Annotated in this window: 19 protein-coding genes; 17 read left to right on the forward strand and 2 right to left on the reverse strand. The window is 33.8% G+C overall.

Going from position 1 to position 20,195, the window contains the following annotated elements:
• The first annotated feature begins 59 nt into the window (after nt 1-59).
• From UH7x_RS11490 to UH7x_RS11530, 9 genes are all read left to right on the forward strand, one after another.
• Nucleotides 60-1,796, forward strand: a complete 1,737-nt coding sequence (locus UH7x_RS11490; protein WP_482360078.1) for a SulP family inorganic anion transporter — start codon at nt 60-62, stop codon at nt 1,794-1,796.
• 66 nt (nt 1,797-1,862) lie between these two features.
• Nucleotides 1,863-3,278, forward strand: a complete 1,416-nt coding sequence (locus tag UH7x_RS11495) for an MBL fold metallo-hydrolase (RefSeq protein WP_482360079.1) — start codon at nt 1,863-1,865, stop codon at nt 3,276-3,278.
• 131 nt (nt 3,279-3,409) lie between these two features.
• Nucleotides 3,410-4,819, forward strand: a complete 1,410-nt coding sequence (locus UH7x_RS11500; RefSeq protein ID WP_482360080.1) for an MBL fold metallo-hydrolase — start codon at nt 3,410-3,412, stop codon at nt 4,817-4,819.
• A gap of 136 nt (nt 4,820-4,955) precedes the next feature.
• Nucleotides 4,956-5,615, forward strand: a complete 660-nt coding sequence (locus UH7x_RS11505; RefSeq protein ID WP_482360081.1) for a peroxiredoxin — start codon at nt 4,956-4,958, stop codon at nt 5,613-5,615.
• Nucleotides 5,616-5,706: 91 nt separating this feature from the next.
• Complete coding sequence (locus UH7x_RS11510) at nt 5,707-6,051, forward strand: rhodanese-like domain-containing protein (RefSeq protein ID WP_482360082.1); 345 nt, start codon at nt 5,707-5,709, stop codon at nt 6,049-6,051.
• Nucleotides 6,052-6,158: 107 nt separating this feature from the next.
• The gene (locus UH7x_RS11515) at nt 6,159-6,428 is read left to right on the forward strand and encodes a heavy-metal-associated domain-containing protein (RefSeq protein ID WP_482360083.1); all 270 of its coding nucleotides are present in this window, start codon (nt 6,159-6,161) and stop codon (nt 6,426-6,428) included.
• A complete protein-coding gene (locus UH7x_RS11520) occupies nt 6,428-7,423 on the forward strand; it encodes a c-type heme family protein (protein WP_482360084.1) in 996 nt (331 codons plus the stop codon). The genes UH7x_RS11515 and UH7x_RS11520 overlap by 1 nt, the downstream gene beginning before the upstream one ends.
• A gap of 183 nt (nt 7,424-7,606) precedes the next feature.
• Nucleotides 7,607-8,917, forward strand: coding sequence for an NAD(P)/FAD-dependent oxidoreductase (locus tag UH7x_RS11525; protein WP_482360085.1), 1,311 nt, complete (start codon nt 7,607-7,609; stop codon nt 8,915-8,917).
• A 38-nt stretch (nt 8,918-8,955) separates the two neighbouring features.
• The gene (locus tag UH7x_RS11530) at nt 8,956-9,549 is read left to right on the forward strand and encodes a class I SAM-dependent methyltransferase (RefSeq protein WP_482360086.1); all 594 of its coding nucleotides are present in this window, start codon (nt 8,956-8,958) and stop codon (nt 9,547-9,549) included.
• A gap of 30 nt (nt 9,550-9,579) precedes the next feature.
• On the opposite strand, the gene UH7x_RS11535 is transcribed toward UH7x_RS11530, so the two are convergent.
• Together UH7x_RS11535 and UH7x_RS11540 are read right to left on the reverse strand one after the other, a co-directional pair.
• Entirely contained in the window at nt 9,580-11,877 is a 2,298-nt protein-coding gene (locus UH7x_RS11535; RefSeq protein ID WP_482360087.1) for a TonB-dependent receptor domain-containing protein, read from the reverse strand.
• Between the two features lie 84 nt (nt 11,878-11,961).
• Nucleotides 11,962-12,339: a hypothetical protein gene (locus UH7x_RS11540; RefSeq protein ID WP_482360088.1), complete on the reverse strand. Its 378-nt coding sequence runs from the start codon at nt 12,337-12,339 to the stop codon at nt 11,962-11,964.
• A 154-nt stretch (nt 12,340-12,493) separates the two neighbouring features.
• Between UH7x_RS11540 and UH7x_RS11545 the strand changes: the two genes are divergently transcribed.
• From UH7x_RS11545 to UH7x_RS11580, 8 genes are all read left to right on the forward strand, one after another.
• Nucleotides 12,494-13,825 carry a cytochrome ubiquinol oxidase subunit I gene (locus UH7x_RS11545; RefSeq protein WP_482360089.1) on the forward strand — a complete coding sequence of 444 codons (1,332 nt, stop codon included), beginning with the start codon at nt 12,494-12,496 and terminating at the stop codon, nt 13,823-13,825.
• Between the two features lie 2 nt (nt 13,826-13,827).
• A complete protein-coding gene (cydB, locus tag UH7x_RS11550; protein WP_482360090.1) occupies nt 13,828-14,904 on the forward strand; it encodes a cytochrome d ubiquinol oxidase subunit II in 1,077 nt (358 codons plus the stop codon).
• A gap of 17 nt (nt 14,905-14,921) precedes the next feature.
• Entirely contained in the window at nt 14,922-15,218 is a 297-nt protein-coding gene (locus UH7x_RS11555) for a hypothetical protein (RefSeq protein ID WP_482360091.1), read from the forward strand.
• Between the two features lie 471 nt (nt 15,219-15,689).
• Nucleotides 15,690-16,301 carry a TetR/AcrR family transcriptional regulator gene (locus UH7x_RS11560; protein WP_482360092.1) on the forward strand — a complete coding sequence of 204 codons (612 nt, stop codon included), beginning with the start codon at nt 15,690-15,692 and terminating at the stop codon, nt 16,299-16,301.
• Between the two features lie 62 nt (nt 16,302-16,363).
• Entirely contained in the window at nt 16,364-17,638 is a 1,275-nt protein-coding gene (locus UH7x_RS11565; RefSeq protein WP_482360093.1) for a TolC family protein, read from the forward strand.
• Nucleotides 17,639-17,656: 18 nt separating this feature from the next.
• On the forward strand, nt 17,657-18,559 hold the full coding sequence (locus tag UH7x_RS11570) for an HlyD family secretion protein (protein ID WP_482360094.1): 903 nt from the start codon (nt 17,657-17,659) through the stop codon (nt 18,557-18,559).
• A 2-nt stretch (nt 18,560-18,561) separates the two neighbouring features.
• Nucleotides 18,562-19,464 (forward strand): ABC transporter ATP-binding protein, encoded by a 903-nt coding sequence (locus UH7x_RS11575; RefSeq protein ID WP_482360095.1) that lies wholly within the window; start codon nt 18,562-18,564, stop codon nt 19,462-19,464.
• The gene (locus tag UH7x_RS11580; protein ID WP_482360096.1) at nt 19,461-20,195 is read left to right on the forward strand and encodes an ABC transporter ATP-binding protein; all 735 of its coding nucleotides are present in this window, start codon (nt 19,461-19,463) and stop codon (nt 20,193-20,195) included. Before UH7x_RS11575 ends, UH7x_RS11580 begins: the two co-directional genes overlap by 4 nt.

Here is a 20,195-nt window from a genome sequence, read left to right on the forward strand (position 1 = left end):
AACCTAAGTTACTGCAAGAATTTCATTGACTAATTAAATTTGAATTCAAATTTAATTTCATGTTAAAGCGTTATTTGCCAATTCTACAATGGCTTCCTACATATAAAAAATCGTATTTATCAGGTGATATTAGCGCTGGGCTAACGGTTGGAGTTATGCTGGTTCCTCAAGGTATGGCTTATGCTATGATAGCTGGTTTGCCTCCTGTTTTTGGTTTGTATGCATCATTAATTCCACAAGTTATTTATGCACTGTTAGGTACCTCTCGTCAGCTAGCAGTGGGGCCAGTAGCAATGGATTCTCTTCTGGTTGCTTCAGGTTTAGGAGCACTTGCGCTTTCAGGATTAGATGAATACATAAGTATGGCCATATTTTTGGCTTTGTTTATGGGGTTAATACAGCTAACCCTTGGATTATTACGAATGGGTTTTTTTGTTAATTTTTTATCCAAACCGGTTATAAGTGGTTTCACTTCGGCTGCAGCAATCATTATTGGATTGAGTCAGTTAAAACATTTATTAGGAACGAGTATTGAGCGAAGCAACCAAGTACATATTTTGTTGAAGAATGCTTTTGTTTCAATATCAGAAACAAATTTAATTACCCTAAGTATTGGTATTCTTGCGATTGTTATTATTAGCATAATAAAAAAGGTGAATAAAAATATACCATCTGCTTTATTAGTGGTGCTAATAGGAATAGTCTTAATTTATTTCTTTGGACTTAATGAATCAGGTGTAAAAATTGTTGGCGAAGTGCCAAGTGGATTGCCATCTCTTAAAATGCCAACAGTAGATTTTTCAAGAATAGCTGATTTATTTCCAATAGCTATGACGCTAGCACTTATTGCATTTATGGAAGCAATTTCTGTTGCCAAAGCAGTTGAGGAGAAGCATACAGATTACGAATTAGATTCCAATCAAGAATTAATCGCCTTAGGTACTTCAAATATAATAGGTGCTTTTTTTCAATCATATCCTACAACAGGAGGATTCTCTAGAACTGCTGTTAATGACCAAGCAGGAGCTAGAACCGGAGTCGCACCTATGGTAAGTGCCTTGGTAGTTGGTCTAACTTTGCTGTTTCTAACACCTTTGTTTTATTATTTGCCTAATGCGATTTTGGCGGCAATAATTATGGTTGCGGTGTTTGGATTAATTGATTTTAAGTATCCTATTCAATTGTTTAAAAATAGAAGAGATGAATTTTATCTTTTGTTAGCCACATTTTTAATTACCCTAACAGTAGGAATAAAAGAAGGGATATTGTTAGGAGTATTAATTTCATTGTTGCTATTAGTGTATAGAACTTCTAGGCCACATATAGCTGTACTCGGGCGAATTAAAAACACAAACTACTTTAAAAATGTAGACCGCTTTCCTGAGGAGACAGAAATCTTCAAGGATTTTCTGATAGTACGTTTCGATGCGCAATTATATTTTGGGAATAGAGAATATTTTAAGCAAGAATTATTTAAGGAACTCGAGAGAAAGGGTAAAGAAGTTAAATACTTAATACTAAATGCAGAAGCTATTAATTATATAGATAGTAGTGCTGTACATGTCTTAAGGCAAATTATTAATGAATTAAAAAGTAAAGATGTGATTTTTGTAATTGCGGGTGCTATAGGTCCTACTCGCGATATTCTGTATTCAAGTGGATTAATAAATGATATAGGAAAGGAAAATTTATTTGTTAAAACAAGTGAAGCTTTTGACCATTGTAAATCTTTGAGTCGAAAATCGGCAATAGAAGAAAAGATTTCTTTAGAGTCAAAAAAAAGTGATGTTATGTGACAAAAGTCACTTTTTACATCATTTTAGAATCATAATTTTGAGTTTTATAATTTAAAATAGACTGGCATGAAAATAGAACAGATTTATACAGGATGTTTGGCACACGCTGCCTATTATATAGAAAGTAATGGAGAAGCCGCAGTTTTTGATCCATTAAGAGAGGTGCAACCATACCTCGATAGAGCTAAAAAAGATAATGCAAGAATCAAGTATGTATTTGAGACTCATTTTCATGCTGATTTTGTTAGTGGCCATTTGGATTTGAGAGATAAAGCTGGCGCCGAGATAATTTTTGGCCCCGGTGCAAAACCAGCATATGAAGCTACTACAGCTAAAGATGGTCAAGTTTTTGAAATTGGAGCATATAAAGTAAAAGTAATACACACGCCAGGCCATACAATGGAGAGTACAACTTATCTTCTAATTGATGAAAAAGGTAAGGAGCACGGGCTTATAACTGGAGATACTCTCTTTATAGGTGATGTTGGTAGACCAGATTTGGCCCAACATGTAGTATCTGAACTGACAGAAGAAAAGCTGGCAGGTCATTTATATGATTCGCTAAGAAATAAAATTATGCCTCTAAATGATGATTTAATTATATACCCTAATCATGGCGCAGGTTCTGCTTGTGGTAAGAAAATGAGTGCGGAAACAACAGATACGCTAGGCCATCAAAAGGAGGTTAATTATGCGCTCAGGGCAGATATGACAAAAGAGGAATTTATAAAAGAAGTTTTGACAGGTCTTACAGCACCTCCAAGTTACTTTCCGCAAAATGTCTTAATGAATATAAAAGGATATGAAAGTTTAGATAAGGTCATGGATAAAGCTAAAACAGCTTTTACACCAGAGGCTTTCGAAGCTGTGGCAAACGAAACTGCGGCACTATTACTTGATACAAGAGATGCCAAAGATTTTGCTAATGGCTTTATTCCAAATAGCATAAATATTGGTTTAGAAGGTAGTTTTGCGCAGTGGGTAGGTGAAATGATTCCAGATGTGAAACAGCAAATTTTACTAATCACATATTCAGGTAAAGAAGAAGAAGCTATTACGCGCTTATCAAGGGTTGGATATGACAATACCATTGGTTATTTAGAAGGTGGCTTTAAATCTTGGAAAAATTCTGGAAAGGATTTTGAAACTATTAGAAGAATTACTGCAAAAGATTATGAAAAAGCATTTTATGGTGAAAGACCATTATTAATTGATGTTCGTAAAAAAAGTGAATTTGATGCTGAGCATATTTCCGGAGCCTTAAATATTCCTTTAAATGAGATTAATCAGCACTTGGCACAATTTCCAAAGGATAAACCATTTGTACTTCATTGTGCAGGGGGTTATAGAAGCATGATTGCTGCATCAATATTAAAGCAAAGAGGTTGGGATGATTTTGTTGATGTAATTGGTGGTTTTGATGATTTGTCAAAAACTAAAATTCCTAAATCAGATTATGTATGTCCCACTACATTATTATAAAGTAACACTAACCATTAAAAAAAGCCTACCATATTGTTGGTGGGTTTTTTTGTTTAACAATGTAACCAAAGTTACTGTGTAGTTTAACGCTTCATTGTAATTTTACGCTTGTAACTACTAAAAGTACAAGTATGAAAGTTGAACAAATATACACGGGCTGTCTTGCTCAAGGAGCATATTATATAGAGAGTGATGGTGAAGTTGCTATTATTGATCCGTTAAGAGAGGTTAAGCCATATATGAATAGGGCTAAGCTAGATGATGCTAAAATTAAATATATTTTTGAAACGCATTTTCATGCCGATTTTGTTAGCGGTCATGTAACTTTGGCAAAAGAGACAGGAGCTCCAATTATTTATGGTCCTAGTGCTAACCCTTCGTTTGAAGCAATTATTGCTCAAGATAATCAAGAATTCAAATTAGGAAAACTTACTATTACCGTGCTACATACACCTGGTCATACCTTAGAAAGTACTACATATCTTCTAAAAGATGAAAATGGTAAAGATTACGCGATTTTTAGTGGTGATACATTATTCTTAGGTGATGTAGGTAGACCAGATTTGGCACAAAAGATGGGTGAATTAACCGAAAAGGATTTAGCGAAAATGTTATATGATAGTTTACGAGATAAAATTATGCCATTAGCCGACGATATATTGGTTTATCCAGCTCACGGTGCTGGTTCAGCTTGTGGTAAGAATATGATGAAAGAAACTGTTGATACGCTGGGAAATCAGAAAAAAATGAATTATGCCTTGCGTGAGAATATGACAAAAGAAGAGTTCGTTGAAGAGGTAACGGAAGGATTGCTTCCTCCGCCTCAATATTTTCCATTAAATGTAAAATTAAATAAAGAGGGGTATGAAGATTTTAAAGAGGTTTTAAAGCGAGGTACTAAATCACTTTCGCCAAGAGCATTTGAAGCTGCAGCAAATGAAACGGGTGCAATAGTTTTAGATGTAAGACATCAGGATGAATTTGCTAAAGGTCATGTACCTCGCTCAATTTTTATAGGTTTAAATGGAGATTTTGCTCCTTGGGTAGGAGCTTTAATAGCCGATGTTGAACAGCCAATATTATTAGTTACGCCAAAAGGAGGAGAAGAAGAAGCTGTTACTAGGCTCTCTAGGGTTGGTTTTGATAATACACTTGGTTTTTTAGAAGGTGGATTTGAAGCTTGGAAAAATAGTGCAATGGAATACGATACTGTAAGTCAAGTAAGTGCTAAAGCTTTAAGTGATTTATTGAAAATTGATGAAGTTCCTGTTTTTGATGTACGGAAAAAAAGCGAATACTTATCTGAACATTTACTTTCAGCAGTAAATACACCACTAGATTATTTAAACAATCATTTAGCTGAGTTCCCTGATAATAAAATATTTTATGTTCATTGTGCTGGTGGTTATCGCAGTATGATAGCTTCTTCAATATTAAAGAGTCGCGGTATACATAATTTGGTAGATGTAGTTGGTGGGTTTAAAGAATTAAAGGAGACGGGTGCTCCAGTTTCGGAATATGTTTGTCCCTCAACACTATAAAATAAGTATGCATTTTTAGTTAAATAGCGGTCACTATATGACCGCTTTTTTTTTGTGGAATTTTTAACGTTATGTGTAACTAAGGTTACTTTCTATTCCTTGTTTCTGGAGTACTTTTATTGTAAATAATAAGACAATGGAAACTATAAAAGAAGAAGTAATAAATATGCCTAGAATTGGCGACATAGCGCCCGATTTCGAAGCAGTTACTACAAAAGGTAAAATAAAATTATCTGAATTCGCAAAGAATAAATGGATTGTAATGTTCTCACATCCTGCCGATTTTACACCAGTGTGTACAACAGAAATGAGTGGTTTTGCCATTCGTAAGCCAGAATTTGATGCTTTGGACACAGAGTTGTTAGGCTTGAGTATCGACAGTGTTCATGCACATTTGGGCTGGGTACAAAACGTTCGAGAGAATACAGGAGTGTATTTCGATTTTCCAATTATTGCTGATATTGACATGAAGGTATCCAAGTTGTATGGAATGTTGCAACCTAATGAAAGTGAAACATCTGCAGTACGTGCGGTATTTTTTATTGATCCGGCAAAAAAGATTCGTCTAGTCATGTATTACCCGTTAAACGTAGGTAGAAATATGAATGAAATTTTGCGGGCATTAGAAGCATTGCAAACATCAGATAAGTATAAAGTGGCTATGCCCTTAGATTGGAAAAAGGGTGATAAGGTAATTGTATCACCACCAAAAACTTTGGATGATTTAAATGCTAGATTGGCAGATGATAGTCTAGAAAAAGTTGATTGGTATTTAGCCAAAAAGAGTCTTAATTAAATTATTGGTTGGTTGTTTTAAGGGAACGGTCGTTTTCAATCAGATCGTTTCCTTTTTTTAAATCATTATAAATCTTTTAAAATAAATAAATATGTCATTATTAAGTACCCTATTTGGAACTAAAAAAGAAGATGCTGATAAAATTGAAGTATTAGATCGAGAGGTATTTGCTGACGCAATAATGCTTAAGAACGTTCAATTAGTAGATGTTCGAACTGCTAGTGAATATAGTGGAGGTCATATAAAAAATGCAAAAAATATAGATTTTTTCAATGCTTCAAGCTTTGAAAATTCTTTTAAAAAATATGATAAAGAAGAGCCAATATACTTGTATTGTAGGTCTGGTGCTAGAAGTAGAAAAGCAGCCAAAAAATTAATTAACTTAGGTTTTTCTAAGGTGTACGACCTTAGAGGAGGGTATATGCAATGGGGATAAAGTGCTCATTGTATTTTGATTGTGAATGGATTAAATAAAATAATAAATCAGATTTAATTTATTTAGTAGTAATTTAAACTAACAAAACCATAAGAAAGCTTCCCTACATGAAAACCACAATAATAGTTCAAAATTTAAAATGCGGAGGATGTGCAAAAACTATCACCTCTAAATTGGCAGAAATAGATTCAATTTCAAAGGTTCATGTTGATTCTGAAGATTCATCAGTATCTTTTAATTCTGCTGATGTTAACGATGCTATTCTTGTAAAACAGAAATTAAAGGCTATTGGTTATCCATCAATTGAGGCTAAAAATACTGTTTTATCAAAAGCTAAATCATATGTAAGTTGTGCAACCGGTAAAATTTCAAAGTAATGAAGAATATTATACTAGTAGCAGTATTGCTGATATTTGTAAACTGTAAAGATGCAAAAAAATCGGAATCGCTTCCAATTGAGGACTCAATTACAATCGAAAAAGGACAGGCAAATCAGCAACATCCTGGTAAAAAGATAATGGAAACAGAATGTTATATGTGTCATAATCCGAAGGCATCTGAGTCTAGTATGATAGCACCACCTATGATTGCTATAAAAAAGTTTTATAAAAATTCGAGTGCAACAAAAGAAGAATTTACAGATGCCATTATGTTGTGGATTAATGATCCTGAGGCACCTTCGAAAATGCCTATGGCGCAAGAAAAGTTTGGCAAGATGCCTTATTTGCCTTATTCAGAGGAAACTGTAAAATTGATTGCGGAGTATATGTATGATTATGAAATTGAAAAGCCGAAATGGTTTGATGCTCATTATGAAAAAGAGCATGGTAATGGAACAGTGGAACTTGATTATAAAGAAATAGAAAATTCTGATATTGATAATGCCGATGTGGGCCTTGGCTATGCACTTGCAACTAAAGCTACTTTAGGTAAAAACCTTATGAAGGCTATTAATGAGAATGGAACTGTAGCAGCTATTGAGTTTTGTAATACAAAAGCAATAAAGTTGACCGATAGTATGTCTGTAATGAAAAATGCCATAATTAAGAGAGTGTCTGATAAACCAAGGAATCCTGAAAATAAGGCGAATGATGAAGAACTTGGATATATTAATTACTTTAAAAAAGCAGTAGCTTCAGGCACTGAAATTAAACCAATTGTTCAACCTGCAGATGGTGAAATTAATTTCTACTACCCAATCACCACTAATTCAATGTGTTTACAATGCCATGGAAAGCCAAACGAACAAATTAAACCTGAAACTCTAGAAACGCTAAAAAAATTATACCCATCGGATAAGGCAATAGGCTATAGTTTAAATGAAGTGCGTGGCGTATGGGCTATAAATTTTGAAGAAGATAAAAGCAGATAACTTAAAATAGTTTGTCGTGTTGAGTTTTTATAGATGTTCTCTATAATAAATCTTATATCAGCTAGAGGTTTACTGGGTTATACTTAAGGTCTACTACTGTTTTTATTCATCTGTGTAACAAATGTTACATAAATATGCGTTTATGATGGCTATATTTATGAAATTCATAAAATTATAGTTAAAATGAGCTCACATCATCAAGTGTTAATTATTGGCGGAGGAACAGCAGGTATCATGGTTGCGGCACAATTGCTAAAACAGAAAAACGCAAAAGACGTTGCGATTATTGAACCAGCAGATACGCATTACTATCAACCTGCATGGACATTAGTAGGTGCTGGAACATATGATTTTAATAAAACAGCAAGACCTATGTCTTCTGTTATACCCAAAGGTGTTACTTGGATAAAAGATTATGCAACAGGGTTTGAGCCAGAAAATAATGCGGTTAGCACTGCTTCAAAAGGCGAAATAACTTATGATTATCTAGTGGTAGCACCTGGCTTAGCATATGATTTTGATTTAGTACCTGGCCTAGGTGAAGCCATGGATAAAGGTGTGGTTTGTAGTAATTACACGAACCCCAATCACACATGGAATGTTATACAAAACTTTAAAGGTGGTACGGCATTATTTACCCAACCTACCACTCCAATTAAATGTGGTGGCGCTCCCCAAAAAATAATGTATTTGGCTGAAAACTATTTCCGTAAAAAGGGAATAGATAAAAAAACTGATATTGTTTTTGCAACAGGTGGTACTGTAATTTTTGGCGTGAAGAAAATTGCTAAAACATTAATGGAAGTTGTTGATAGAAAAAATATAAACCTTCGTTTTCACCATAAATTAGTAGCAGTAGATGGTGATAAGCAAATTGCCTGGTATGAAATGGGTAAAGAAATTACTGCAGGAGGTTGTGTTGTAATTTCTAGTGACCAGACTGATGATTTAAAGCTCGATGAATCATTTCAGTACAACTATAAAGATGTTGAAATGACAAGAGATGGAAACCGATATGGTATCCATTATGATATGTTGCATACTGCCCCTCCCTCTGTTGCACCAAAATTTGTGAAAGATTCTACATTGGTTAATGATGCTGGTTGGTTAGATGTAAATCATCAAACCATGCAACATAACAAGTATGCAAATATTTTTGGGCTAGGTGATGTAGCAGCTTTGCCTACGGCAAAAACTGGTGCTGCAATTCGTAAGCAAGTCCCTATTGTTGTAGATAATCTTGATTTGTTAATTAAATATGATAAGCTTGGGAATAAAGCCTATAACGGATATTCTTCTTGTCCTTTAGTTACAGATTACGGCAAAATGGTTTTAGCTGAATTCGATTATAATAATAATTTCACCCCTGATCCAAAATTAAAACGAATGCTAATTTCCGATTCTTCAAAAGAACATTGGAGACTTTGGATGTTAAAAAAATATGGACTTCCTTATTTGTATTGGAATAAAATGATGAAGGGTGAAAATGTATAACACGCTTAATTTTGTTAAAAGGTTAATATTAGAAGTACATGACAGATTTTTGGAACGAAAGATATGAAGAAGAGGCTTATGCATATGGAGTTCAGCCTAATGTATTTATTAAATCGGAATTAGATAAATTGTCTCAAGGTTCGGTTTTGTTTGCTGCAGAGGGTGAAGGGAGAAACGCAGTTTACGCGTTGCAAAATGGATGGAATGTAGAGGCATTTGATTATAGCGTAGCAGCTAAAAATAAGGCAGTTAAACTTGCTAGAAGTTTAGACTTGCATTTGAATTATAAAGTCTTAGATGTTTTAGATTTTCATAGTGATAAAAAATTTGATGTATTGGTGTTTTGTTACGTTCATTTGCCAATAACAATTCGTGAAAAAGCGATTCAACATTTACTTACTTTTCTAAAACCAAATGGCGTAGTAATTTTCGAAGCTTTCTCCAAAAACCAAGTGGGTAAAACCTCAGGTGGACCAAAGAATAAGAAAATGCTTTTTTCTATAGCTGAAGTACAAAAAGAATTTTATGGGTTAAATTTTACAAAACTCGAAGAAACAAATATTCAATTAAAAGAAGGTAACTACCATCAGGGAATAGCTTCCGTTATCCGATTTGTTGGCTTAAAAAGATAAAGGGGACCGAAAGGTCCCCTTTTACAATTATTAAAAATCGTATTGAATAAATGCTGATATATTACGTCCTGGGTCATTGATTGGAACACTGCCAAAATCTGCCTGATTATTAAAAGCGAAATTAAGATGATTGCTATAGGTTGTGTCAAATACATTTAATGCCGCAACGCCTAACGTTAAGTTCTTCATTGGTATTACACCTAAACGTAAATCCATTATTTCATAACCTGATGTAGTTTGTTCACCAAAAGAATACGCAATATTATCTTGCTCGGCAGTAAGCCTATATTCTGCATTCACCCAAAACTTTTCTTTTTCATAGTTCAATTTAAATCTTGTAACTAAAGGTGGTACCAAAGGTAAAGACTCATTTAAGTCTTTATTCTTAGCATATACATAAGCAAGTTCTGTGGTAAAATTAAAATTATTCCAAAAGTCTACACCTGCCATAATTTCAAAACCTGTCTTGTAAGCATCATTTAAATTTCTAAAAACTTTTGCGTTAGATGGTTCGTTCATTGGCATGAATTTTCTTGTTTGCGTTTCATCTATTATAGCCACAATATAATTTTCATAAAGGGAGTAATAAAAAGAAGTACTATAACTGAACATATCTGAAGTATTTTCTGAAATAGACATTTTCCCTTTAAAGCCTACCTCAAATTGATTATTTACCTCTGCCTGTAAATTAGGATTACCCACATATTCATACGAGTCTTGACCTACGCTGAAATGATTAATAAAACGTTCAATCATATTTGCAGACCTAACACCACGGCCATACGCTACTTCCATGATAAATTGTGGAGAATACACATATTTAATTGAAGTTGTACCACTAAAATTATTTTCGGTTCTTTTATCTAGGTTAGTGTATAAAGTAGCAAAATCAGATTCAGGATCTTTAGTTTCAGAAGTAACATTATCATAACGTATACCCGCAGTTAACATTGTTTTCTCTGTTAAGGGGTATTTGCCTTCTGCAAATAAACCAATATCATTTATATATGAATCTTGCCACACCTTATCTTCAAATAATAAGGGTGTATCTAAAATTCCCATAGCATTTCTTTTCACTAAACGTGTTCTATTACCATCTCGTGCAATATGCAAAACATCAATACCTGTGAATAGAGCGAGATTGTCGGTTGGTTTTAATTTTAATTCTACTTTACCTCCTGCCGTGGTAGCATCAATTGCAGAAACCGCAGATGTCATCATAAAACTTGGTCTATTGTAATTAGTCATTACATGGTCAACATAACTATAATAAATTTTAGAATCTATACTTTCAACGAGACCAGACAGACTACCTAATTTGTAATCCAAAGAGAGAATACTACTATTATCTGATTCAGTATCCATAGGAAGCCCAGCATGCAAAACATCTCTACCGTAAGATTGTCGCCAATGAGCTTGTAAACGTTCATTTTCTTTAAAGTTGTATCCAGCTTTCAATCCATAGTCCAAACTTCTGAATGAAGATGGAATTTCAATACCATTTCCATCATCATAGTTGCCAAAATCACGAAAACCTATATTACCTGCAATATCATATTTGTCGGTTGCTTGTTGAATACGAGCCATAGAAACAATAGATCCACCATTGCTTTCATAACCAGCATCTACGCTTCCATGAAGTCCATAAGATTCGGTAGTAGGTTTTTTTGTCACCATATTAATAATACCGCCAAAAGTTGCTCCATACCGCACTGTATAAGGACCTTTAATGATTTCAATTTTTTCAATTTCTTCCGGTATTACATGCGTGGTTATGGGGTCCATTCGGTTTGGACATGCATGCATTGCCTTGGTTCCACCATCAAATTGTACATTTAATTGTTCATACTGCGTGGCTCTAAAGCTAGGGTCGATTGCGTAGTTGCCACGCTTAATTAAGGCAAATCCGTTAACATCGGTAAATAAGTCCGCAACATTTCTAGGTTGTACAATTTTCTTTATATAATCGTTGGTTTCTAGAGTTAAAACAGGATCTGTTTTTATATTGCCAGTTACCATAATCCCATTTATTGCAATGGGAGATTCTTCCATTGAGATTAGTACTAATTCTATAGTTGGTGTTGCATATAGTTCAAATGTCTCATAGCCTACAAAGGAGATTATTAATGTAGTTCCTTCATTTGGTATTTCCAGTTTGAAAATTCCATTAGTATTGCTAAAAGTAGCGGAACCATTTTTGGCTAGAATATGTGCGCCCATTAAAGGGTCTTGATTATCATTGGAAACAATTTGTCCTGTAAAGTTCTGAGCGTTAATAAGGTGTCCCAAAAGAAATATCGACAACACCCATAGATTTTTAAGTTTCATATGTAAGTCTTTTAATAATACATTGTAATACAGCCAATACACTTTAAATAGTGTATTTAGTTTAATAGAAATATCAGTGAATTATTAAAATTTTGGAGGGTGAGTTATATGCGCTACATAACGGTAGTCGTATAAATTAGCGTAATGTTCTATATCTAAATGCTCTGTAGATAGTTGCAAAAAATTTATCGAAAATAGTGAAGTAAAAAATAATACTGTTTCAATTTTTAACCAGTCTAAACTAATAGGATTGGGGTCATTATTTGATTCTTGTAAAAGTATTTTGGCTAATGCGCATTTACCATCGCAATTAAGTTCAGGGCGGTTTTTATTTTCACAAAGCTCTTCTATAAAATCTTCCGTAAATAGGGTGTAATAACCAAATGTACTAACAGTTTTTAAGGTGCTCGCTAAAGTGAGTAGAACAAGAAAAGTCGATATAGTATTTCTTGAAAATTTCATCTTGTAAATTTAGTGCTCAAAAATGGTATAAAATGTGACTTTTGTCACATAAGTGTCTTGTAGATGTTTTTAAAATATGTAACTAGTGTTACGTATAGAAATCACACGTTGCCTATTTTTGTGTCGTTCAAAAACATCGAAAAGAAATTAGACTATGGAAGACATGCTTTTCTATGATCGTATGCAATTTGCGTTCACAATTACGTTCCATTATTTGTTCCCTCAATTAACAATGGGACTCTCACTAATGATTGTGTATTTTAAGTGGAAGTTTCTGAGAACACAAGAGGTAAATTATAACGAAGCTGCTAAGTTTTGGATGAAAATATTCGCTCTGAATTTCGCGATGGGAGTGGTTACCGGTATACCTATGGAATTTCAGTTTGGAACGAACTGGGCCAAATTCTCTGAGTTAACAGGAGGTATAATAGGGCAGACACTTGCAATGGAAGGTATGTTTTCATTTTTTTTAGAGTCCTCATTTTTGGGGCTTTTTCTTTTTGGAGAAAAATTGATGGGGCAAAAACTACATTTTTTAACTGGATTTTTGGTATTCCTTGGGTCTTGGGCAAGTGGATATTTAATAATTGCAACTCACTCTTGGATGCAACATCCGGTAGGATTTGAAATACTTGAAAACGGAAAGTTTGTTCTGAATAATTTTTCTGCGCTTTTTAGTAATCCATGGCTTTTACCTTCTTATTTACATAATCAATTAGCGTCTGTAATAACAGCATCATTTGTAGTTGCCAGCATTGGTGCCTTTTATTTGTTGAATAATAAGCACAATGCATTTGGAAAACTATTTGTTAAAACAGGTGTCATTTTCGGATTAATCTCATCGGTGCTAGTGGCTTTTCCAACAGGTGATTGGGCTGCTAAAAATGTTGTGAAACATCAACCAGTAACCTTTGCTGCAATGGAAGGAATTTTCGAAACAGAAGATGGCGGTTCGGAAATTGTATTGATAGGGCAACCAGATATGGAAAATAAAAAGTTGGATAATAAAATTGCCGTTCCCAACATACTAAGTTTTTTAACCTATCAAAGTTGGGATGCAGAAATAAAAGGGTTAAACGAATTTGATGAAAAAGATTATCCAACTAATATACCAGGGCTTTATTATGCCTATCATATTATGGTAGGTCTTGGTACTATTTTTATAGCTTTAATGGCTCTCGCAGCTTTTCAACTTTGGCGAAAAAAATTATATGAAAGCAAATGGGTGTTGTGGTGCATTATGTTTATGCTACCATTTCCGTATATCGGAAATACTACAGGCTGGTATACCGCCGAACTAGGGAGACAGCCGTGGTTGGTTTACAATTTGTTACGAACTTCAGAGGGAGCTTCTCCAACAGTATCTGCCGGAAATACATTATTTACTTTACTTGGCTTTATAGGTTTGTACTTACTGTTAGGTATGTTGTTTTTAATGCTTGCTGGAAAAATTATTAATAAAGGACCACTACTAGAAAAACATTAATTATGGAATTATTTTGGTATATCGTTTTAATGACAATGCTGGCCATTTATGTGATTTTAGATGGTTACGATTTTGGTGCAGGGATAATACATTTGTTTTTTGCAAAAACTGAAAAAGATAAAAAAGCAATAACCAATGCCATTGGTCCTTTTTGGGATGCTAACGAAGTATGGCTAATTGCCTCAGGAGGTGTTTTGTTTTTTGCTTTTCCAACATTATATGCTTCTTCCTTTAGTGGATTTTATTTACCGTTAATTATGATTTTGTGGCTACTTATTTTTAGAGCTATTGGTTTAGAATTAAGAGGGCAGGTGCACAATAAAATGTGGGAGCTAATTTGGGATAAGGCTTTTGGAATTTCGAGTTTATTATTGGCCTTATTTTTTGGAGTTGCTTTGGGTAATATAGTAAGAGGAGTAAACTTAGGAGGTGTAGTTGATGGAGTATCCACACATGAAGCTCATTATTTTTTTCTACCACTTTGGAATCCAACTTTTAGCCCACAAGCAGAACAATTAGGAATTTTAGATTGGTTCACAGTTTTACTGGGAGTAGTTGGGGTAGTAGCTTTAACCATTCATGGAGCCAATTGGATAATTTTTAAAACCAATTCAGATTTAAATGAAAAATTAAAGAAAGTAATATTTAATTTATCAATGGTATTACTTGCATTGGTAGTTATATCGCTTCTAGTTTGGCATGTAATTGAACCAAAGCCATTTCATAATTTCTTAGACAAACCTTGGCTATGGATTTTTCCTATTACCACAATAACAGGCTTGTTTGGGCTTTTCAAAGTAAGAACTTTTAAAAAGCATGGTATGGGATTTTTGTTTTCCACTTTATTTTTATTTGGAGGTTTAACAACAACGGTAGCATCAATCTTTCCGAAAGTATTGCCATCAACAAATAATGTAAATCCTGATTTAACCTTATACAATGTGGCGGCACATGAATATGGTCTTTCGGTTGGTGTATATTGGTTTGCGATTGCAGCAGTTTTAGTTGCCGTTTATATGATAATACAGTACACCATTTTTAAAGGGAAAATGGATGATGTGGGTTATGGTGAGCACTAGTTGAAAACTACAATATTATGACAGGTTCATTAATTTCATTAGTAAGTATTTTAATCGGAATTATTGCTGCCAATGTATTGGGTTATTTTAAAAATAACTATTCTTTTGGCTTTACAGGAAACACACTAGTTGGTGTTTTTGGAAGCATCTTGTTTATTAAGACCTTTGGAAGATTAGGCTTTAACGCTTGGTCTATTATCAATAATGGTGATTTAGATGGTTTTCTTTTAACTATTAATTTAGTAGTGTCTGCTATAGGTGGCGCTTTAGGTCTTGTTTTAGTAAAGAAATTGTATGCCAAATTTAATAAGTAATGTAAATTTTAATATTACAGTTATTTATATACATGTACTTATTAAATACAAGTAATATTTAAATTGGTTTTTTAAAGTAAGTTATCTTCTTTTATTTTTTATCATTCAATTTATATATAAGCCAAATAAAGCCAACAACAAAGTGTAAAACCACTATGCCAGCGATTATATAGATAATGGTATTTGAATCACCTCTCATTATTATTTTATGTTTAAGAATAGCTTCAAAAGTAGGTGTATATTTAAAGTTAAAATATGACAATTGTTACCTTAAGCCGTAAAATTATAAGTTAGTGTGTTTTGAAAATAATAACGGTACTTACTAATTATTGTTTTTATTGCATTTGCCTCATTTCTAGTACAATATTTCTTCGGGTTTATTATGTTTAATATATAATTATGCAGAAATGAATGTTGGTTTATCTGATTTTCGTACATTTATTAACCAAATGGTTAAACTGTATAGTTAATATGAAAAAGGCAAAAGACGAGAACACCGAAAGTCAAATATTAGATGCTGCAAAAGATGTATTTCAATCCAAAGGAATGGATGGTGCTCGAATGCAAGAAATAGCTGATAGAGCAGGTATTAACAAAGCAATGCTTCATTATTACTATAGAAGTAAGCAATTACTTTTTGAAGCTGTCTTTAAAAATGCATTTTCATTATTAGCGCCGCAATTAAACTCCATTTTAAATGATGATTCCACTATTGAAGATAAAGTGAAGAATTTCACTTCAAACTATATTACATTCATAATTAAGCATCCGTATTTGCCAAATTTTATTATTCAAGAATTAAATAGAAACCAAGATTTTATTTTAAAGCTAAAAGAAAATAAAGGATTCCCAAATCTTGATAAATTCAAGATACAAGTGGCTAATGAGGTTAAAAAAGGCACTATAAAAGCTATAAGCGCCGAACAATTATTTATCAATATTTTGGCACTTAATATTTTTCCTTTTGTTGCGAAACCTTTAATAATGGCATTTACAAACACCAATGAAAAAGCCTTTAGACGGATTATGGAAGACCGTAAAAAAGAGGTGAGCAGTTTTATTGTCAACTCAATAAAAGCATGATGCATATCATAGGAATACATATCGAAAATATGGAATTTCATAATTTAAATAAAGTTCTTAAAATGAGAAACATTTCAATTTTTCTGGCATTAATATTACCGTTGCTCACTATGGCGCAGCAAACTATAACGCTGAACGAATGTTTGGACTTAGTGTCTAAGAACTACCCTCTTAACAAACAATCTGTTTTATTTAATGAGCAGAACCGTTTGGATATTAAGGCTATTAATAAAGGGAAACTTCCTAAATTGGATGTTAATGCCCAAGCAACTTACCAATCAGATGTCACTAGTTTGCCAATACAAATTCCAAATTTAAATATTGAAGCTCCAAACAAAGATCAATATCGAGCCACAATCGACGTGAACCAATTGGTTTATAATGGGGGGGTAATAAAAGCTTCATCAAAAGTTAAGGAAGCCAATGGAAAAATAAGCCAACAAGAAGTTGAAGTAAATCTTTACAGACTTAAAAACCAAGTTAATCAACTCTACTTGTCGATTTTACTTTTACAAGAAAATCGCATTTTATTAGAGGCCAAAGAAAAACAATTACAAACGCGGATTGACGAGGTGAAAGCTGGTGTAAGGTTCGGAATGTTGTTACCTGCTTCGGCCGATGCACTTGAAGTAGAAATGCTCAAGATAAAACAGAACTATGCAGAATTAGATTTTTCAAAATCAGGCTTAATTGAAAGACTTTCATTACTAATTGGTAGAAACCTTATTAGCAATGTGCATTTGGCACGTCCTGAAATATTTATGGCAGCCGATACCAAATCAAAAAGGCCAGAACTGATGCTTTTCGACCTTCAAAAACAACAGGTTGAATTTTCAACAGAACTTCTCGCTAAGTCAAAATTTCCAAAATTGAATGCCTTTGCACAAGGTGGTTATGGTAATCCAGGATTAAATATGCTTGAGAATTCATTCACCACATTTTATATGACAGGAGTGCGACTAAACTGGAATGTTTTAGATTGGAAAAAAAACAAGATTCAAAAACAATCTCTTCAAATTAACGAGGATATTATAAACACTCAAAAGGAAATTTTCGATCTTAATACCAACCTTGAACTTACTAATCTAAAGTCAGAAATAAAAAAGATTGAGGAACTAATAACCTACGACGATGTCATTATTTTGCTACAAGATAAAATGGTTAAATCTGCAGAATCACAACTTAAAAACGGCGTCATTACTTCTTCAGCTTTCATTACAGAATTTACTAATCTTTATGAAGCTAAAAATAATTTGGCCTTACACAAAACACAACTGCTTTTAAAGCAAATACAGTATCAGATTACTAAAGGAACCTATGCAGCTATCAATAATTGAATTTAATATTGGATTAAAATGATGAAAACTACAAACACAATTCTAATCTTTATCATAGTGTCTTTTCTGCTATCCTGCAATAATATTGGGGATAAAGCAGATGGATACGGAAATTTTGAAGCTACTGAAACCACAATTTCGGCGGAGGCCAATGGCAAATTGTTATTCTTTAATGTAGAAGAAGGTAATATTCTCGAAGAAAATAAAGTGGTTGGTGTTATAGATACCATTCAACTTTCTCTAAAACGAGATCAACTAATCGCAGCTAAGAACACAATTTTTTCAAAATCACGGAACGTTCTTTCACAAAGAGAAGTACTCAAACAACAAATAAAATTAGCCCAAAACGATCAGACTCGAATCGAAAATCTGATAAAAGAAAATGCCGCCACTCAAAAACAATTGGACGACATCAATGGACAAATGAACATTCTCAAGCAACAGGTCAAAAGCGTAGAAACGCAAAACGCACCCATCGTGAACGAGGTGAAAAGTATAGAGGTTCAAATTCAACAAATTGAAGAACAGATTGAAAAAAGCAATATTAAAAACCCTATTAAGGGCACCGTTTTAGTAAAATACGCTGAACCATACGAGATTACAGCTTTTGGAAAACCACTTTATAAAATTGCAAATCTTGAAGTAATGGAACTCCGGGTTTACATTGCCGAAACACAATTAGCCAGCATAGCAGTGGGGCAAGAAGTTACTGTGAAAATAGATGGTGCAGGTGGTATGAAATCGTACCAAGCTACAGTAGCTTGGATTTCTGATACCGCTGAATTTACGCCTAAAATTATACAGACCAAAGAGGAACGTGTGAACTTGGTATATGCCGTTAAAATGAGGGTGAAAAATGATGGTAGCTTGAAAATAGGAATGCCTGCGGAGCTGTGGATTGCTAACAACAAGCAAGAATAAGTATGTCTATATCAATAAAAAATATCAGCAAATCTTACAACAATGTAAAAGCCTTGGATGATATTTCCTTTGAAGTTAATTCAGGCGAATTGTTCGGATTAATAGGTCCTGATGGAGCAGGTAAAACTACCTTGTTCCGCATTTTAACCACTTTATTGATTGCAGATAATGGTAAGGCGACCGTTGCTGGATATGATGTGGCGGAAGAATACAAGTCTATTAGAAACCATGTGGGTTATATGCCTGGACGCTTTTCTTTATATCAAGACTTGACTGTTGAAGAAAATCTAAATTTCTTCGCCACTATCTTCGGAACAACTATTGAAGAGAATTACAATCTCATAAAAGATATTTACATTCAGATTGAGCCATTCAAAAATAGAAGGGCGGGAAAACTTTCAGGAGGAATGAAGCAGAAACTCGCCTTGTGTTGCGCTTTGATACATAAACCAAAAGTATTGTTTTTAGATGAACCAACTACCGGTGTAGATCCGGTATCGAGAAAAGAATTTTGGGAAATGCTCAAACGTTTGCAACAAAAAGCTATTACGATTTTGGTGTCCACACCTTATATGGATGAGGCTGCCCTTTGTGATCGTATCGCATTGATAACCGACGGAAAAATTTTACAATTAAGCACGCCGAATGCTGTTATCGCATCATTCCCGAAGAAAATATTTAAAGTCAGAACTGCTGAAACTTTTCGCTTAATTCAAGATTTAAAGGTTTTTCCTCAGACCCATAGTGCCTATCCTTTTGGTGAATTCATGCATTTTACCAGTACAGCATCTGATTTTAAAGTAGAAGATTTAACTCATTTTTTAAAAGAAAAACAACATAATGATATCGAGGTGTTTCAGACCGAGCCCACAATTGAAGATAGCTTTATGGAATTGTCGAAATGAAAAATGAAAACGTTATACAAGTAGAGAGCTTGACCAAAATGTTTGGCGATTTTACGGCTGTCGATAACATTTCCTTTCAAGTAGGTAAGGGAGAGGTATTTGGTTTTTTAGGCGCGAATGGTGCGGGTAAAACTACAGCTATGAAAATGCTAATTGGTATTTCAAAACCTACTTCAGGAGAGGCAATGGTTGCAGGTTTCGATGTGAAAACACAGGCAGAAGATGTTAAGAAAAATATTGGCTATATGAGTCAACGCTTTTCACTTTATGATGATTTAACGATACGAGAAAATATCACTTTTTTTGGTGGTATTTACGGTCTTAAGAAAGCAGAGATAAAAACAAAATCTCAAAACCTCATTGATGAACTCAATTTGCATGATGAAGCTGATAAATTGGTAGGTTCACTACCGTTAGGATGGAAGCAGAAGGTAGCTTTTTCTGTATCCTTGTTGCACAATCCTAAAATCATATTTTTGGATGAACCCACAGGAGGTGTTGATCCTATTACTCGTCGTCAGTTTTGGGAAATGATTTATCGAGAGGCCGATAGAGGCAAGACCATTTTTGTAACCACGCATTATATGGATGAAGCTGAATACTGTGATCGGGTATCCATTATGGTAGCAGGAAAAATAGAAGCATTAGATACTCCTAAAAATCTTAAGGATTACTATGAGGTCGATTCTATGAATCAGGTTTTCCTAAAATTAGCAAGGAATATTGAATAA

It is taken from the genome of Aurantibacter sp. UH7 (genome assembly GCF_056839165.1).

Coding starts and splice junctions, on each gene's coding strand:
- UH7x_RS11490 (WP_482360078.1), top strand. CDS start 60: ATGTTAAAGCGTTATTTGCCAATTCTACAATGGCTTCCTACATATAAA.
- UH7x_RS11495 (WP_482360079.1), top strand. CDS start 1,863: ATGAAAATAGAACAGATTTATACAGGATGTTTGGCACACGCTGCCTAT.
- UH7x_RS11500 (WP_482360080.1), top strand. CDS start 3,410: ATGAAAGTTGAACAAATATACACGGGCTGTCTTGCTCAAGGAGCATAT.
- UH7x_RS11505 (WP_482360081.1), top strand. CDS start 4,956: ATGGAAACTATAAAAGAAGAAGTAATAAATATGCCTAGAATTGGCGAC.
- UH7x_RS11510 (WP_482360082.1), top strand. CDS start 5,707: ATGTCATTATTAAGTACCCTATTTGGAACTAAAAAAGAAGATGCTGAT.
- UH7x_RS11515 (WP_482360083.1), top strand. CDS start 6,159: ATGAAAACCACAATAATAGTTCAAAATTTAAAATGCGGAGGATGTGCA.
- UH7x_RS11520 (WP_482360084.1), top strand. CDS start 6,428: ATGAAGAATATTATACTAGTAGCAGTATTGCTGATATTTGTAAACTGT.
- UH7x_RS11525 (WP_482360085.1), top strand. CDS start 7,607: ATGAGCTCACATCATCAAGTGTTAATTATTGGCGGAGGAACAGCAGGT.
- UH7x_RS11530 (WP_482360086.1), top strand. CDS start 8,956: ATGACAGATTTTTGGAACGAAAGATATGAAGAAGAGGCTTATGCATAT.
- UH7x_RS11535 (WP_482360087.1), bottom strand. CDS start 11,877: ATGAAACTTAAAAATCTATGGGTGTTGTCGATATTTCTTTTGGGACAC.
- UH7x_RS11540 (WP_482360088.1), bottom strand. CDS start 12,339: ATGAAATTTTCAAGAAATACTATATCGACTTTTCTTGTTCTACTCACT.
- UH7x_RS11545 (WP_482360089.1), top strand. CDS start 12,494: ATGGAAGACATGCTTTTCTATGATCGTATGCAATTTGCGTTCACAATT.
- cydB (WP_482360090.1), top strand. CDS start 13,828: ATGGAATTATTTTGGTATATCGTTTTAATGACAATGCTGGCCATTTAT.
- UH7x_RS11555 (WP_482360091.1), top strand. CDS start 14,922: ATGACAGGTTCATTAATTTCATTAGTAAGTATTTTAATCGGAATTATT.
- UH7x_RS11560 (WP_482360092.1), top strand. CDS start 15,690: ATGAAAAAGGCAAAAGACGAGAACACCGAAAGTCAAATATTAGATGCT.
- UH7x_RS11565 (WP_482360093.1), top strand. CDS start 16,364: ATGAGAAACATTTCAATTTTTCTGGCATTAATATTACCGTTGCTCACT.
- UH7x_RS11570 (WP_482360094.1), top strand. CDS start 17,657: ATGATGAAAACTACAAACACAATTCTAATCTTTATCATAGTGTCTTTT.
- UH7x_RS11575 (WP_482360095.1), top strand. CDS start 18,562: ATGTCTATATCAATAAAAAATATCAGCAAATCTTACAACAATGTAAAA.
- UH7x_RS11580 (WP_482360096.1), top strand. CDS start 19,461: ATGAAAAATGAAAACGTTATACAAGTAGAGAGCTTGACCAAAATGTTT.